This is a genomic window from Lysinibacillus sp. OL1, assembly GCF_004332175.1.
GTDB classification, from domain to species: Bacteria; Bacillota; Bacilli; order Bacillales_A; family Planococcaceae; genus Lysinibacillus; species Lysinibacillus capsici.
Window position 1 is genome coordinate 185,080 of sequence record NZ_SJDS01000006.1, and the last position, 15,319, is coordinate 200,398.

The 15,319-nt window shown below is 34.4% G+C and carries 14 protein-coding genes; 10 read left to right on the forward strand and 4 right to left on the reverse strand.

The annotated features are described in order from the left end of the window. Positions 1-44: 44 nt before the first annotated feature. The 3 genes from EW028_RS13030 to EW028_RS13040 are packed head-to-tail and all read right to left on the reverse strand — an operon-like array spanning position 45 to position 4,413. Positions 45-956: a phospholipase D-like domain-containing protein gene (locus tag EW028_RS13030; protein ID WP_131521171.1), complete on the reverse strand. Its 912-nt coding sequence runs from the start codon at positions 954-956 to the stop codon at positions 45-47. Further along, the gene (locus EW028_RS13035; RefSeq protein ID WP_131521172.1) at positions 953-2,785 is read right to left on the reverse strand and encodes an ATP-binding protein; all 1,833 of its coding nucleotides are present in this window, start codon (positions 2,783-2,785) and stop codon (positions 953-955) included. Before EW028_RS13035 ends, EW028_RS13030 begins: the two co-directional genes overlap by 4 nt. Further along, the gene (locus tag EW028_RS13040; protein ID WP_131521173.1) at positions 2,782-4,413 is read right to left on the reverse strand and encodes a DEAD/DEAH box helicase; all 1,632 of its coding nucleotides are present in this window, start codon (positions 4,411-4,413) and stop codon (positions 2,782-2,784) included. Before EW028_RS13040 ends, EW028_RS13035 begins: the two co-directional genes overlap by 4 nt. 455 nt (positions 4,414-4,868) lie before the next feature. Between EW028_RS13040 and EW028_RS13045 the strand changes: the two genes are divergently transcribed. The 10 genes from EW028_RS13045 (at position 4,869) to EW028_RS13085 (ending at position 14,315) form a co-directional block, all read left to right on the forward strand. Next, on the forward strand, positions 4,869-5,681 hold the full coding sequence (locus EW028_RS13045; RefSeq protein ID WP_131521174.1) for a hypothetical protein: 813 nt from the start codon (positions 4,869-4,871) through the stop codon (positions 5,679-5,681). A 446-nt stretch (positions 5,682-6,127) separates the two neighbouring features. Next, positions 6,128-6,763, forward strand: a complete 636-nt coding sequence (locus tag EW028_RS13050; RefSeq protein ID WP_131521175.1) for a hypothetical protein — start codon at positions 6,128-6,130, stop codon at positions 6,761-6,763. Between the two features lie 446 nt (positions 6,764-7,209). Continuing rightward, complete coding sequence (locus EW028_RS13055) at positions 7,210-7,443, forward strand: AbrB/MazE/SpoVT family DNA-binding domain-containing protein (protein ID WP_373565034.1); 234 nt, start codon at positions 7,210-7,212, stop codon at positions 7,441-7,443. Between the two features lie 204 nt (positions 7,444-7,647). Next, the gene (locus EW028_RS13060; protein ID WP_131521177.1) at positions 7,648-8,118 is read left to right on the forward strand and encodes a GNAT family N-acetyltransferase; all 471 of its coding nucleotides are present in this window, start codon (positions 7,648-7,650) and stop codon (positions 8,116-8,118) included. 776 nt (positions 8,119-8,894) lie between these two features. Further along, positions 8,895-9,044 (forward strand): hypothetical protein, encoded by a 150-nt coding sequence (locus EW028_RS25320; RefSeq protein ID WP_054549503.1) that lies wholly within the window; start codon positions 8,895-8,897, stop codon positions 9,042-9,044. 616 nt (positions 9,045-9,660) lie between these two features. After that, positions 9,661-10,209, forward strand: a complete 549-nt coding sequence (locus EW028_RS13065; RefSeq protein WP_131521178.1) for a helix-turn-helix domain-containing protein — start codon at positions 9,661-9,663, stop codon at positions 10,207-10,209. Between the two features lie 137 nt (positions 10,210-10,346). Beyond that, the gene (locus EW028_RS13070) at positions 10,347-11,603 is read left to right on the forward strand and encodes a hydroxymethylglutaryl-CoA reductase, degradative (RefSeq protein WP_131521179.1); all 1,257 of its coding nucleotides are present in this window, start codon (positions 10,347-10,349) and stop codon (positions 11,601-11,603) included. Between the two features lie 3 nt (positions 11,604-11,606). Next, a complete protein-coding gene (locus EW028_RS13075) occupies positions 11,607-12,047 on the forward strand; it encodes a hypothetical protein (RefSeq protein ID WP_131521180.1) in 441 nt (146 codons plus the stop codon). Continuing rightward, positions 12,044-13,399 (forward strand): tripartite tricarboxylate transporter permease, encoded by a 1,356-nt coding sequence (locus EW028_RS13080; protein WP_004228168.1) that lies wholly within the window; start codon positions 12,044-12,046, stop codon positions 13,397-13,399. The genes EW028_RS13075 and EW028_RS13080 overlap by 4 nt, the downstream gene beginning before the upstream one ends. Positions 13,400-13,418: 19 nt before the next feature. Continuing rightward, positions 13,419-14,315, forward strand: a complete 897-nt coding sequence (locus EW028_RS13085) for a hydroxymethylglutaryl-CoA lyase (RefSeq protein WP_131521181.1) — start codon at positions 13,419-13,421, stop codon at positions 14,313-14,315. 156 nt (positions 14,316-14,471) lie between these two features. On the opposite strand, the gene EW028_RS13090 is transcribed toward EW028_RS13085, so the two are convergent. After that, on the reverse strand, positions 14,472-15,203 hold the full coding sequence (locus EW028_RS13090) for a helix-turn-helix transcriptional regulator (protein ID WP_131521182.1): 732 nt from the start codon (positions 15,201-15,203) through the stop codon (positions 14,472-14,474). Positions 15,204-15,319 lie beyond the last annotated feature (116 nt).

A 15,319-nucleotide genomic window follows, 5' to 3' on the forward strand; every position in this document is an offset into this window, starting at 1 on the left:
CGACTCCTTTCTAATGATAAACTAATAATACTAAGCAACGAGTATTAGAAAATTTTTCTATTTTTCCTGATTCGTTGTGAATAGTTTGGACGGTCAATAATAATTTCCTCAATTTCAAGTTCTTGAATCCAAATTAGTAGTGTAGCCAATATATCCTTAACTTCTTTTCTAAACGGGGTAGGGTCGTCAATTAATGCATCATGCAATATGGTTGATAATTCCCCAAAATAGATTTCATCTTCAATTATGTTAATGAGCCATTTAAAACACTTTAATGCTCTGAAATTTTCTTTAAGATTTTTAGCATCATAGGATTCTTCACGCGTTAAACCAAGCAATTTTAAATCATTACTCTTTATGTCGAATGTATTAGAACTAATTAAAAAATCACATACCCATAAATTTTTTATCGTAGCGCTGTTAGTAAGATTTAATTCTTTTAAGAACCATTCTTGGAAAATAACGTTGCTATGTATTTCGGTAATTTGATTTTTAAATTCCAGCATGAGAGAGGCGTCCATTAGTATCGCATTATCAAAAACCTCGAGTATTTTTGTATAATCTGTTTGATTACAGGTGCCAGTAACGCCACTCTCAATATTTGAATGTTCTTTTATTCCTAGTCCAGATAATGTAGCATTCGCACTACCGATAAAATATGTTTGTTTATCAAATACATATATTTTTGAATGCAAATCGAAATTGAAGTACATCTTCCATCCATTACTAACACAATAATTATATAGTTCAAGATCTGTACTATTAGAGAGAATATCTCCTTTTCTGAAACGAACAAGTAGAATCTTCTCTAGACCACTTGTTAAATGTGTATCTAATTCTTTTAAAGCTTCAATTTTTGCAAATGCCGAAACAACAATAAGTTGATTTGAAACTTTAACAAGCTCGCGCCTCAAGAAAGGCATTATTTCTTTTGAATGTAAGATACGCTGAATCATTTTTCTAATCTTAAGAAATGTTTTGCATATTTACCCCAATCTTCACGAACAGCTTGTACCTGATCACGTCGAATTCCATCTGGAGTCTCATCTTCATATCTCGCCCAAGCAGCCAATAGTAACTTGATTCCTAAAGAGGCTTTTTCTAAACGTTCTTTTAATCTTGATGCATTGTTATCAGCACAATCTTCATCTAATACTTCTAATAAATTTTCGAAAGCAGGATGGTCTTTATTTAAAATAACATTTATTGCCCCACCCTTAGTTCGAACTGTAAAGAAAGCATTTCCTTCAAAAGCATTTTCGATGAAATTGTATTTAGAATTATGTGTAACAGAATGTTCAGCAACAATTTGGGCATTTGTATTATCGACGCCACTTGCAATAAGTGTTTCTGTAATTTCCTCTTTACGCTGTTCGGCAGGTTTAAATTCATCTGCATCACTACTGCCTATATAGCCAAGTTCTTTACGTTGGTTCGTGATTTCAGTAGCTTGTTTTTCTACTTTTTCATTTTTTAAAGACGTAACAGTTGAACGACTGCCTTGATTTTGGTTTTTAATGATTTTTCTGATAAGAACTAATTGTCGATTAATGAAATCGCAAATCTCAATTAAGGGAGTTCGAGGATCACCTTCTTCTTTATACTGCTCAATTATATCAAGAAGTGTTGTCCCTTTTTCTTGCTCCTTTTTTAAATTATCCATCATTGCTAAAACGTCAGAGAAATTTCGTGCTGATTGTTTGTTATTAGAAACACCCATTAGTTCATCTAATGCAGGTGGGAATTCTATCTCAATACCCCACCAGCGCTCAACTGGGTCATAGCTGTTGACCAATGTAGTATCCATATCAAGTTCACGACCGGCTCGGATTATTGAGATACCTAAATTGGAGTTTGCGTGCTTCCCATATGGCTTTGCTCCTGTACTGATTCCATTTCTTGCCTCGTCAGTAGCATGTGAAAATCTTACATAAATTGGATGGCTTTCGCCGTTATAAGAAACGTTAAATTTCTTTTCGTAATTCTCTATTCCGAAAGCTGGCTCAAACATCGGTTTGTTGTTGAATGGCTCAGGACAACTTGTTTTTTCCATTAAATATAGTGGATCGTTAGGTAATGCAAAATGATGAATTGGACCATCAGAGAGACGAGTTTCATTAATAGTTGTAAAATCAATTTTTAAGCTGTTTTCATTTAAGAATTTTCGATACATTCTACCAATGATTAATTCTGAATGTGTAATTAAAGTCTGCCCTTTTGACCACATGAAACGATCAAGTTCAGACCAAACTACTAATGTCCCAGTTTTTTCAAAAGTCACACCTTGTTCTAACCAAATTTGTGGTATCTCTTTTTTAGTTGGTGCTGGCATTTCTTGTAAGTGTCTATTTTTTACTTCCTCAATATCTAAATAGGTATGTAGTGCATTTTCTACACCATCTTGCCAACTCCATACATCAACTCTTTTACACTGAGAAATAGATGAAGCTGGTAGTCCCATTCCGAAACGCCCGATACCAGTTCGTTTATTACGCTCTAAACGAGTTCCGTTTCCGAATTGTAAACATAACTGTAATACGTCTGAAGGCATACCTTCTCCGTTATCCAATACAGCTAATTGATGAAGCTTCAGTAAAGTACGATTAGTACCAGCAATTTCTTTTTCTTTACAAATGATTTGTACGTAATTTGCATTTGCTTGAATAGAGTTATCTATTAATTCGGCTACAGCATATGCTGTATTTTTATAACCATTGTCACGCATAGCCTCAATAGCTAAGTGTGCAGGTACATATGATTGATTATCTGTTATTAAATTTGTCATTCCCATACATCCTCCCAATTTACAAAAGCTTCAGAAACAGATCTAAATCCGGGTAAATCCTCATCAATTACAGTTATGATTTCTGCTTCTAGGTTCCCTCCGGCGTTTATACCACGAATTGCTCGTCCCACCATCTGACTATATAGGATTAAAGATGTAGTTGGTCGGCCGATAATTGCAGCACTTGTTTTAGGTGCATCGAATCCAGTTGTTAGGACGCCGTAGTTACAAAGAACTTTTGGGATTTCTTCTGCATTCTTAAAATCGCTGATGATATTCTTTCTAGTGTTGTTGTCAGTATTGCTTGTTAAAGAGCGAGAATGAATTCCTTTAGATTGTAAAATAAACGAAATCACGTTAGAACATTCAACAGAGGGAGCAAATAATATAATTCTATTATGGTGTTTTGTTAGTCGAATTGCTTCGTTAACTAACAATAAATTTCGTCGTTCATCCTCAGCAAGATTATTCAAAATTTCTTTTGGATAATCTTTTTTATAATTTAGACCGTTTGAAAAAGTTAGTAAATTTTCTAAGTTTTTATTTTCATAGTTAAGTGAAATAAAATTCACTTTTGCTAAATAACCGGAGTCGGTTAAATAATCAATAGGGTTATCATAGCCCTTCACTTCTAATTTCACTTTTTTTCGATGATAGAAGTTTGCTAGTACCGTGTCTTCTTCAATATTATCGAAGCTCCGTCCTGGAGTTGCACTGAGCCCTATTAATTTCTTTTGTGGACCAACATTAAGTAATATGTTCACCATATCATTATAAATAGGTGCTACAGATTGATGAGCTTCGTCGAATACTAATAAAGAAACTTTATTAGCTAAAATAGCCATAAACTTTCTACCAACAGCACCTTTAGACTTATTAATTAGCTTTTGTAAACCTGATACTAATAAGCCTTCTTCTAAATTATTAATATCGAGTTCATAATTTCCCCAAAACCTAGAAACAGTAATATCTCTATTACCTAATGAAGACCACGCTTTTTCGAATTCCTGTGCAGCTTGCTCACAAAGTTCTTCTGTATTTGCCAGCCAAATAACTGTTGTATTTTCATTTGCTCTTAAATAGTCAGCAATAATGTTCATAGAAGTTCTTGTTTTGCCTGATCCTGTTGGCATATGTAATAAAACCCTATCACTACCCGAATTAAAAATACTTTTAACTTTTGCTGCTGCAATACGCTGATGTTCAAAAAGGCTATATTGTGCCGTTATTAGTTTTTGAATTGGCTCTTGATCAGGAAGAGTGGTAACGTTCTTTTGAACATTAAATACTGAGAACAATGTATTTGTAATTTCAGAGTTTTTTCGGAAGTTTAAGCTCTGCAGCTTTTTATAAACTGTTTGGTTGTTGTCTTGAGGGGAAAACACACCTAATATTCTTGCTAATGTTTTTGCCTCATCAAGTCTAAGCAAATCAAAAATTATATTTCTGAAGTTACAATCTAAGAGCATTGCTTCTTCTGAATGGAGGTCTAGAATTATTTTTTTAATCTCTCCAATATAAATACCCTCATTACTCATTAAGTTAAGTATTTTTACAGTTTGAGTACCTAAAATTTCTTGAATTGTTATTTCGTCTGCTCTGTGTAATATTTCCTTTAAATTAAGCAAATAGACCCTCCCTTATTTGAGAAGATAGTTGTACTAGATTATTATTGCATAATTTTACTGTTTTAGGGAATAAATTTATACAGTTTGTTAAATTTAAGACAGAAACATATTTATTGGCGGTAAAATGAGCATTGATAAGTATTTTGATAACTCGCCTTATTTATACTAGTAAGACTTTTATCTGTATTTATAAACATAAAAACTGCCTTTCTCGTGAAGGAATGTACTTAAACTAACTGACCAAAACTTAAATGTACCCAGCGCAACTAAGTTGTACCTTTTTAACAGCCTTAGAAAATAATAAAATCAATTAAAATTAAAGAAGTTGAGAACAATTTGGGGGCTTTCGTAAGAGATAATTCAAAGTTTTATCTTCCTAATTAGAGGAATGTTTGTTAATAATTAAATATTGTTGGTAATTTACATCAAAATACCATCTTATTGGGAGGAATTGTATGAAAGAATATAAAGATATGGTTGTCATTTTTGTTGATTTATTGGGTACACAGAATAATACAAGATTCGAAGACAAATTATTTATACACCAAGTATTTCACAGTGAGGCAAGAGAAAATGAATCAAGGAATCTAAATCATGTAATCTATGATAGGAAAGTGTATAGCTTTTCAGATTGTGCTTACTTTTTCTACTTTTATAAGGAAGGGGTAGAGGAAAGTCGAAAAAATAACATGAAATTGATACAAACGGCAATGTTTAATACAACACTTTCATTATTAAGAATACTTAACGCAGGTTATTTAGTGCGTGGTGGTGTTACTTTTGGAAAAGCCTATTTTGATGAACTTGGCTTTTTTGGTCCGGCGGTTGAAGATGCCTATAGGTTAGAAAGTAAATATGCAAAGGTTCCAATTGTCGCATTAGATTCAAAATTAGGTGAGGAATTTAATACGTGGGAACTTTCCCAAACAGATATGGATGCAATTGAATTTCTAATGACTAGCCAACCAATGTTGGTTGAAAGGGGGATGGTTGAAGAAAAGGATAAGGTTGAAGAAAAGTATTTTCTTAATATTTTTTATCAATTAGAAGCTTTTAATCCATCCTTATTTTTAGAGACAGAGAAAGTTGATATTTGTAGCATTAAACAAAGGCTTCTTGAAATTATTACGAGGGATAAGATTAAATATATCGAAAAAAATGAAGTTTACTCAAAATTAGTTTGGATGGAGAAATATTTAACAACAAAACACAATCGTCTAAGACAAGAAATAGTTGGAGGAGGATTTAGCACAATTGTTTTGAAATAAAATTAATAAGGATGAGATTGAGGTATATTTACTCTACAGGTGAGAAGGGAAGCCTCAACATTATCTGGTGGGTGAGAAAATTTATATCGATTGGAACGCAATTCAAACATCTGTCTCCGGGCAAGCGAAATATCATTGTTCAAGCTAAGTAGCATTTGCACTTTAGGCAACTAAGCTCCGAAGGTCAATAAGAATTAAAAAATTACTTACTCAATCATGCGTGATTGTAGCATAAAAGTTAGATTTTTAAACAATTATTTTGTTACATTAATGGGTTTTTATTTAGCAATTGTACAAGAGATTAAACAGCTTTTATTTTTACACCGTCCTCATTTTGGGATGGTGTATGCATCTCTTAGCTTCAAACAACTTTATTATTTCCTATGCAGCTATTAGTATAATGCTAATAGCTATTTTTATAAATTTAAGTGAAAAGGAGAGGGGATATGAGCTTTTTAATTGATGTAGGCAACCACGAAACAATTGAGGACGTAGTAGATCGAATTGATAGCATTGAAGGCATAGCGGTGGGTGAGTTGAATTTCAGTATGGAAGAATTACTGCGGAACGGAATTTACATTATTAAGGAAAATGAAAACGTGGTTTATGTAGGGAAAGCAACGTCAAGGATTTTTCTAGAGCGATTTGCTGGTCACTTTGACACTAGAAAAGGTGGGGGGTTCAATAATCTTTTAAAAACTATAGCTAAATCAAAAGGCAATACCGATTCAGATGAAGATTTAAAAAATGTATGGAGAACAGTGCTTAATTTTAAAATCGTTTGCGTTGCACTTGATCCATCAAGAGAGCATTTGCTTAAAAAATGGGAAGACCTTTTAATGATACATTACAATGAGTACCATTCATTGTATAATCGTACCATTTGGAATGTTAAATATGATTATGGTTATGATCTTGGTGATGAAGTTGATGTATTGAGAAATGGAGTAATGACTAAGTTTAAAATAGAAGGTGCTAGTTCTAGATATGGAATGTTAATAGGACGTTATCGCATTTCTAATGACAGATGGACGAATCCACAAAAACTCAATAAAAACAAAATCATTGAAAGTGCTAATTAAATAAAAGTTTAAATAATAGGAAAAGCCCCACATATCACAGGGCTTTTCTTGCATACATAAAATATTAATTATTACAAAGTTAAATAATTATTTTAAAGTTACAAAACTTCTGTTAAATAATCGAGCATGATTATGGAAGATCATGAACATTTTAATGATAGTATAATTACAGGGCTAGGAAAGTCTAGACTTTCTATAACACTATTAATTCTGGAATAAAAGATATGAAGGAAGAAGTGGATAGGAAAAGAGGAATTATACCGATTACAGGGACTGAGCTACCTGGAAAGTAAAAATTCCCTTTGAAAGAATAATAAATAAAGACAAAAGTTCTTCTGAGGGGGAAACAAATAACCATATAATAATCAATAACATATTATTCGATGCAAAGGATGCTCCAGGATTATTTGCTCTTTCTGACTCTATCGGGTGAGATTACGATGAATTTGAAATTAGAACGGTTATGTTGTCAGGTAAAATATTTAGGTCGTATTGTTATTCCTAATGTAGTACCTAAAACCCTATATATCGAGGAGAAAGATCCAGTAGAAGTTTATGTGGAGAAAGATTCAATCATACTTAAAAAATATAAACCTAACATGACTTGTGCTATTACAGGTGGTGTTTCTGAAATACTTAACGGTCAATTAATATTAAGTACTTTAGGTGAGAGTACTTAATCCAAGAAATATAATTTGATCTGAAGAATAACCTGTTAAAATACAGCTCTTTTTTCCTCTTGAAATAACGGAGACGGGTTATCTTTAGAAGGACTTAATACTACTTATCTCACTTTTTAAAGTATTAATATAAATTCCTCATAATTACTTTAATTGATTGTTATACTCAACGTTAAGGATTGAACTTAGAATGGAGGGGTTATAATGAGATTAATAAAAGAAGAAAACTCTATTTGGAATATTGAAAAGGAAACAATTGTTGCTGAAGCAGGGGAAGGAACATTTGACAATAGTAATTCGGAGTTAGGTACACTACTCAATCAGGAATGGTGGAAACTTATCGATGACAATGAAAGATTAATAGGTTTTGGTTGGGTAGATTACGAAAATGATGACTTTGAAATTTCAGTGGCAGTTACTAAAGAATATCAAGGGTTAGGTTTAGGGTCATTCATTCTTGTAGAATTAGAACACATAGCTAAAGAGAAGGGCTTTAATGAAACTGTAGCTATAGTAAAAGAGTCAAATCAAGAATCAGATAAAATGATAAAATGGTTGTACAAAAAAGGTTATGTGGCATATTGGCCGGGTATTAAAGGTATAGAATCAAAAAGTCAGGAGTTTGCAACTAACATTGTTAAAAAGGTAGATTTAACGTTAACCAAGCAAATTTGATACATCAGTAATTTTAGTAGAGAGTATATTAATAAGTCTTATGAAATTTATGATGCTTAGTAATGATTATCTTTTGTTCATTCTCTAAAGTTTACTTCAACTAAACCAGCTAATAGATTGTCAATAAAAATCTTTTAAGTTAAAAAACACTTCATGCTATACTAAAAAGCGCAACTCAAATAACCCTCCGAATTCAATTTGGAAGAATTTTGTTCGTTCGACCCCTGACTATTATCAATCTATAAATTGATTAAAATATAGTCAACAAGATTTTTCTCCGGCTTACCTTATAATACGAGGTGAGACTTTCTATTTCTAGTAGTGACATATGATTCCATTCTCTTTATAATTAATTTGAAGTCGGTGAAATAAAACTCTAAAGGTAGATAAAGAAAAAGTTGCCTCCGTAAGCAAAAATTAATTTTTTTCTCATTTTGGGTCAAACTGTGGGTCAGGCTTTAAAACAGGTGCTGAAAAACTATTGAAAACACTGGTATTTCAGCACTTTTTATATTTTTCGTTTCAAGACCCGCCGTCTCCATACATAAAGATGAGCAATATTGTAGCGGTAAATAAGGATAAAGATATCATCATCTGAAGTATGTGATGATACAGATATTTTAAATACATTTGGCTATGAATTATTTACTAAGCTTTTTCCGAAATTAAAGTTAAGCAATACACCAATATAGGAAAAAGGTTTACATCAGCAAAATAAGGTATACTATATTTGTTGAATAGATTTCTTTAAAGGCAGGAAAAGTAGGTGAACCAAAGTGGGGAAATATCAATTGGATACTAAAGGTAAGGTGGCTGTGGCCAAGTATCATGAAAAACACAAGCCAGCCCAATTTGATAAAAAGCAGCAACTTGAGAAAATACGTGCGGCGTATTTGAAAAAGAAGCAAGAACAAACAGATCAATAATTTGAATGAAAACATAGGAAGACTAAAATCTCCCTATGTTTTTCTTTAACATAAAATTGCGGTATTTATTATTCTCCTAAATGGCAGATTCGATGACAGAAAACTTATTATCAGATATCCATTCCTCTTAACATTTTTTGTACCGTACCACCTTAGAATTTTTATTTGTTCATACTCCGTGCATTTGTTGTCATAGGGAAGACACTCTCTTTTGAAACAAATGAAATCGTTGAAAATTTGAGAGAATTAATCCATCTCATTTTCATTTTTTTGAACGCCTTTATGACAAGGGCGGAAATGTCATCGATTCTATCAAGAACTTTTGAAATACTGGTCTTTCTTCAGTTCAACTTAAGCTAATTTTGGCCTCTCAAAGTATTTATTGTGGAGCATAATGCAACAATCTTGCTCGGGATTCAGCCTAAGAAGATGTGAATGTCATCACTATAATGTATAAGGGTGTGCTAAAAGTCGAGAAACTTTCAGCACACCCTGTTGTATTTAATTGAACGGACGACAATGAAGGAGTAATATACTCTCCGTATTTTTTTATCCATCATTTAAAAATATAGTATAGTTATTGTAAAAACCGAAATGATTGAGGGGACTGGAATAGATGAACTTACTAGAAGTTGGAGTAAAAATAAAGCAGATGCGGAAGAAAAATAAAATGTCTCAGGATGGTTTAGCTTCGCAGATTCATTTAACGAAAAGCCATATTTCAAAAATAGAAAATGGCAAAGCGACACCGAGTCTGGTGACATTATCTAAGATTGCGGAAATATTTGATGTGCCAATGGCTTGGTTTGTTATTCAGGATCAATTTGATGGCATTTCGATTGTATCGAAAAAAGAACGCAATGAGACGGTTGAGACGAATGAACTTGGCTATCAATATGAGCTGTTAGCGAATAAGAGCTATATGAGTAATATCAATCCTTCTATTGTTACCGTACATAATGGGGCGGAAAATTTAGCGCCTTATACACACGATAATGATGAATTTATTTATGTCATTTCGGGTAGTATCGTCTTGAAATACGATCATAAATTTTACAATTTAGAAGAAGGGGACTCTGCGTATTTTTCTGGGAAAAAGGAGCATATCTTTATTAATAATTCTGCAGAAAACTCAAAGGTATTAACGATTTATGTTGAGGATTAAATCTTTCTTTTAAACGTAAATATTATCGAAAATACAAATTTCTTGTTTACAATACTATTCAGACAATTTACAATTGGTGTAATGTTATTCAACTAAGTTGAATTATATTACACTTTTTTAATTTTGGGGGTATGGGGATGACTTCACGTATTAAGGGATTTTATTTACTTTCAGTAGAAGAGCGAATTAAGTTAATCGCTGAAAAGTCAAATTTAACCAAAGAGGAAGTTGAAGCTTTAAAAAGTGGAATTTCATTAGAGCTTGCTGATGCAATGGTTGAAAATGTTATTGGACATATTTCAGTGCCTCTAGGGGTAGCGGCCAACTTTAAGGTGAATGGCAAGGAGGTATTTATTCCGATGGCTACGGAAGAGCCATCAGTAATTGCTGCGGCTAGTAATGCTGCCCGTGCAGCATATGAGTTAGGGGGTATTTTTACTTCCAGCTCGGGAACAGTTATGCGCGGACAGATTCAGGTATTAAATATTGAGGACCCTCATGCAGCGAGGGCGAAAATTTTTGAACATAAAAATGAGATCATCGAGCATTGTAATGAAAAGGATCCAACGTTAGTCAAGTTAGGCGGTGGAGTGAAGGATATAGAAGTGCACTTAATCGACACAGCAAAAGAAACTATGGTTGTCGTCCATTTAATCGTTGATACGAAGGATGCAATGGGGGCAAACGCTGTTAATACGATGGCAGAATCTGTGTCACCATTAATCGAACGGATTACAAATGGACGAGTTGTGCTACGGATTATTTCAAATTTAGCAGATAAGCGTATTGTTCGTGCGCGTGGTGAATTCTCGACAGAAATGCTCGGGGGGATAGAGATTGCGAAAAATATTGTAAGTGCTTACGAATTTGCAGATGCTGACTCGTATCGGGCTGCCACACATAATAAAGGGGTTATGAATGGTATTACAGCTGCGGTATTAGCATCGGGTAATGATACACGTGCTGTTGAGGCTGGGGCTCATGCCTATGCTGCTCGTTCTGGTAGATATCGTTCTTTAACAACGTGGGAGCTGAATAAAGCAGGCAATCTTGTTGGGACGTTGGAATTGCCATTAGCTGTTGGTATTGTGGGAGGGGCTACGAAGACCCATCCTGTTGCAAAAGCAGCGCTAAAAATTATGGATGTGCAATCTGCAGAGGAGCTAGCCAGCTACATTGCCGCAGTAGGATTAGTAGAAAATCTAGCAAGCTTACGCGCACTTTCAGCAGAGGGGATTCAATCTGGTCATATGCGTCTGCATGCTAAAAACTTGGCTGTAATGGCTGGAGCAACAGGCGATATTATTGATCGAGTTGTGCAGCAGGCGGTAGAAGAGAAGGATTTCCGTTATGATCGTGTTTTAGAGATTACAAACTCTCTGCGAGGTGAATAATACATGGCGAATACTCCATACAATGAGCAAAAAAATGTAGAGGAAAAGAAGTTTATTGAAATTTTAGGAGACACGGTTTCTGGTAATCAATTAATTATTTCAATTATTTTAAGTGTTGCCGCAAGCTTTTTAGGCTATCAGTTTGGCCAGTGGTTTTTTCCGAAGTTTGCAGACCCTCAAATGATTAACTCCTATTCATTGTTAACAGGCATTACAGGTATTCTGATTGTTGTTGCTATTAATACGATTCTTTTTAAACCAAAACGTATTTTAGTAGAAGATGAAGCATCTAGTCATTCTTTAAAGGAAGCATTTGAGGATTTACAAATTGATATAGACGAGGAAATACGCTTAATCGAGGAAGATCCGGTGACAAAAAAAGAGCTTGAGGATTTTGGCATTCTTTCTAGCTTACAAGGCTTGAAAGGAGCGGATAAAAAATGAGTATTTATGTAATAGCTCTTTTATTTGCACTTCTTGGTGCAGCTATCTTTACTATAATTGGACTTATTTCAGGTACAGATGAAACAGCAATTATGGTACCCATTACATTGTTAGTTATTTTGCTGGGAGCGCCTCCTGAAGGGGTATTCGCCTTTTTCATGGCGGGCGTGTTAGCTAAGCATTTAACACATGCTGTCCCAACTGCGTTATTAGGCATTCCAGGGGATACAACGGCTGTACCGTTGATCGACCATGCCAATACATTACGCCGTTTAGGCATGCCACATGTTGCACTACGTAAAATGATTTCTGGCGGTGTTATCGGTGCATTTATCGCCCTACCAACCGCTGTATTGTTAGGTCAGTTTTTAGGTCAATTTGCCGACTTTTTTAAATCTTCATCAGGCATCATTTTTACACTTGCCGCAATTTTAATCGCATTCTTTTCAAAAGGAAAATGGGCAAGTATTTTAATTATTATTCCATTTGCATTTTTCATTAAAGCTTTAGATAGCGTTAGCTTCGCGATGCTGGATAAACATTTAAGTATTACATTCTTTTTAGGAATTGCGATTGGACCGATGTTTTGTAATATTTTAATGGCGGCTTCCTCCGTTGCTAAAAATGATCTAGCACGCAGTAAGCCAAATCAATATAATCTTGCTCCTGAAACGAAATCATGGAAAGGCTATTTCCCGAATCCATTTAAAATTTTATCGAAAAGGCAGACCATTTTTACGAGCATTACAACGTTTCTTTCCTCCCTTACATTTGTCTTCAGTCCTGTCGGGATGACGTCATTGATGGGAGAAATTGTAGGCTCACGTACAAAAGGTGCCTATAAAAAATCAACAACGAGTCTTACTGTCATGAATGGTGTAACGGAATCAACATATATAGCTGAAGCGATTATTCCATTAATTGCATTCGGTATTCCGTTAAGCCCAGTAGCACTTGGACCAGCATCACCTTTATTTAATGCACCACCGATTTTTACAGTAGATCCAGTTAACAACCTACACACGCTCATGTCTTCATGGGACTTTTTCATTTTTGGGTTAATCGGTATTAGTGTAGCCGCTTTAATTGCTTATCCATTTGCGATGAATTATGCCCGTAAAGCATCTGTATTAGTATTGAAATATATTAGCCAGGAAGCAATCGTAGCGATGTTCATCGGATTAGCATTTTTGCTTGCCTATAACGAGGCACAATTGCTAGGAGTAGTGTTAACATTTACAGTCGCAACTGTTGGGGGATTATTGAATCGAATTTTAGGTGTAGGGGCTGGTGTGCAATTCATGGTATTCTACGCATCAAGCTGGATTATGCTACAGCTGTTCGGCATTTAATTAAAGGAAGTGTATCTTTATGACTTTACCAAAACAAGTGGAAATAAGAGAAGTAGGTCCGCGTGACGGCTTACAAAATGAGAAAACTTTTATTCCAACTGATTTGAAAGTGCAATGGATTAATTTAATAAGTGAAACAGGTGTCCGCCATATCGAAGTATCCTCTTTTGTTAGTCCCAAGTGGATACCAGCTTTAGCCGATCATCATGAAGTGTTTGAGCAAATCGCACGTCATGAAAACATAACGTATACAGCTCTTGTGCCTAATTTGAAAGGGGTAGAAGGAGCCATTCAACAAAAGGTTGATGAAATTGCTTTATTTATTTCTGCTTCTGAGGAGCATAATCAAAGTAATGTAAACGCTTCAATTAACCAATCTTTACAGAACTTAAAAGCTGTAGCTGAAGCAGCAAATCGTGAAGGTATATCGTTAAGAGGCTATATTTCAACTGTATTTGGCAGTCCGTTTGGTGATGAAGTAAAGCTTCAAACAGTGAAGGAAATCATTGATGCCTATCTAGCAATGGGCGTTTCTGAAATTTCACTAGGCGATACAATTGGGGTAGCGGATCCTGTACAAGTAAAGGCTATTTTATCAGAGTTGCTCACTCAATACGATCGTGATTTGTTTGCCCTTCATTTTCATGATACGTATGGACGTGCTTTAGCAAATATATTTGCAGCACTTGAGCTGGGGATTACAAAATACGACAGTGCTATTGGAGGTTTAGGGGGATGCCCCTATGCCCCTGGTGCAAGCGGCAATGTGTCAACGAATGATTTAGTAAATTTCCTGCACCGTTTAGGCGTGCAAACGAATATTGATGAAGAAAAACTATTTACCGCCACACGATTTTTGCAGCAGGCAATAAATAGACAGCTTGATAGTAAAGTATATAAAGTGCAAAGTAATTAAGTAAAAAAGCCCTTTATAGTTAGAATTAAAATGAGAACTGCCCCACCAATTGTTAGACACAATCTACCAATTGGTGGGGCAGTCTTTTTACTGAGGAAAAATAGTTTTATGCCAATTAATCAGCATACTACCTTTGAATTCAATAGGTGATCCCCCCTAAATATGATCAATATACTTCAAACACTTTGCCAGCAGTTGGGTACGATTGGTTACTTGAAACTTTCTATATAGGTTTTGAAGATGTTTTTTGATTGTATTTTCACTGACGAATAATTGCTGGGCGATATCTAGGTTTTTCAAGCCTTTGAATACAAACTTTAAAACTTCTCGTTCTCGATCTGTCATTTCCAACACGATGGAGGGCTGTGAAAAGTGATGTAAGGAATACATGTTTTCGATATTTCTTTTCAAATACACTAACTTTAAAATATCTTTGTCATTAAATAGCTTCTCTCCTGTTTTCCTTAAAAAGCCAATAACGGCTACGAGCCTATTGTCTATTCTTAAATACATGGCCATTTCATCTTCATAGCGATTTTCTTTCAAAAAAACTTCTTTATAATGGGTTTGTTTTTGCAGGCACATCACTTCATTCCTACTCATTAGCTGAATGGAAGGCTGTGTAGTTATATTTTGGGGGTGTAATGGATCAAAGTTTTTATATCTTTGCAAATAGTCATTAATCGTATGACGCTCTATATTAAAAAGCACTGGGGCGGTTAACTCATTATTTGCTATTTCCCAAAATAACATATGGTGATAGCCGAGATGCTGACTAATTGTTTGCAATAGTTCCTGTTTAAACCCTTCATTGCTTTGTTTCACATTCATATTTGAAATATGATAGCTTGCCTTAAGAATGTTTTCTAAATCATTTTCTAAAAACATGAAAACACCTCATTTCTCTATTATGCATTTATATTCTACTTAAAACGGAATTATCCTTTTGGGTAATATCTTAAATTTAGAATATTCAGTACATTATAGTTGCAAGATTACTACTA

Bases quoted from the DNA above. Each gene is read 5' to 3' on its own strand.
- EW028_RS13030 (WP_131521171.1), bottom strand. From the start codon at position 956: ATGATTCAGCGTATCTTACATTCAAAAGAAATAATGCCTTTCTTGAGG.
- EW028_RS13035 (WP_131521172.1), bottom strand. From the start codon at position 2,785: ATGACAAATTTAATAACAGATAATCAATCATATGTACCTGCACACTTA.
- EW028_RS13045 (WP_131521174.1), top strand. From the start codon at position 4,869: ATGAAAGAATATAAAGATATGGTTGTCATTTTTGTTGATTTATTGGGT.
- EW028_RS13050 (WP_131521175.1), top strand. From the start codon at position 6,128: ATGAGCTTTTTAATTGATGTAGGCAACCACGAAACAATTGAGGACGTA.
- EW028_RS13060 (WP_131521177.1), top strand. From the start codon at position 7,648: ATGAGATTAATAAAAGAAGAAAACTCTATTTGGAATATTGAAAAGGAA.
- EW028_RS13065 (WP_131521178.1), top strand. From the start codon at position 9,661: ATGAACTTACTAGAAGTTGGAGTAAAAATAAAGCAGATGCGGAAGAAA.
- EW028_RS13070 (WP_131521179.1), top strand. From the start codon at position 10,347: ATGACTTCACGTATTAAGGGATTTTATTTACTTTCAGTAGAAGAGCGA.
- EW028_RS13075 (WP_131521180.1), top strand. From the start codon at position 11,607: ATGGCGAATACTCCATACAATGAGCAAAAAAATGTAGAGGAAAAGAAG.
- EW028_RS13080 (WP_004228168.1), top strand. From the start codon at position 12,044: ATGAGTATTTATGTAATAGCTCTTTTATTTGCACTTCTTGGTGCAGCT.
- EW028_RS13085 (WP_131521181.1), top strand. From the start codon at position 13,419: ATGACTTTACCAAAACAAGTGGAAATAAGAGAAGTAGGTCCGCGTGAC.
- EW028_RS13090 (WP_131521182.1), bottom strand. From the start codon at position 15,203: ATGTTTTTAGAAAATGATTTAGAAAACATTCTTAAGGCAAGCTATCAT.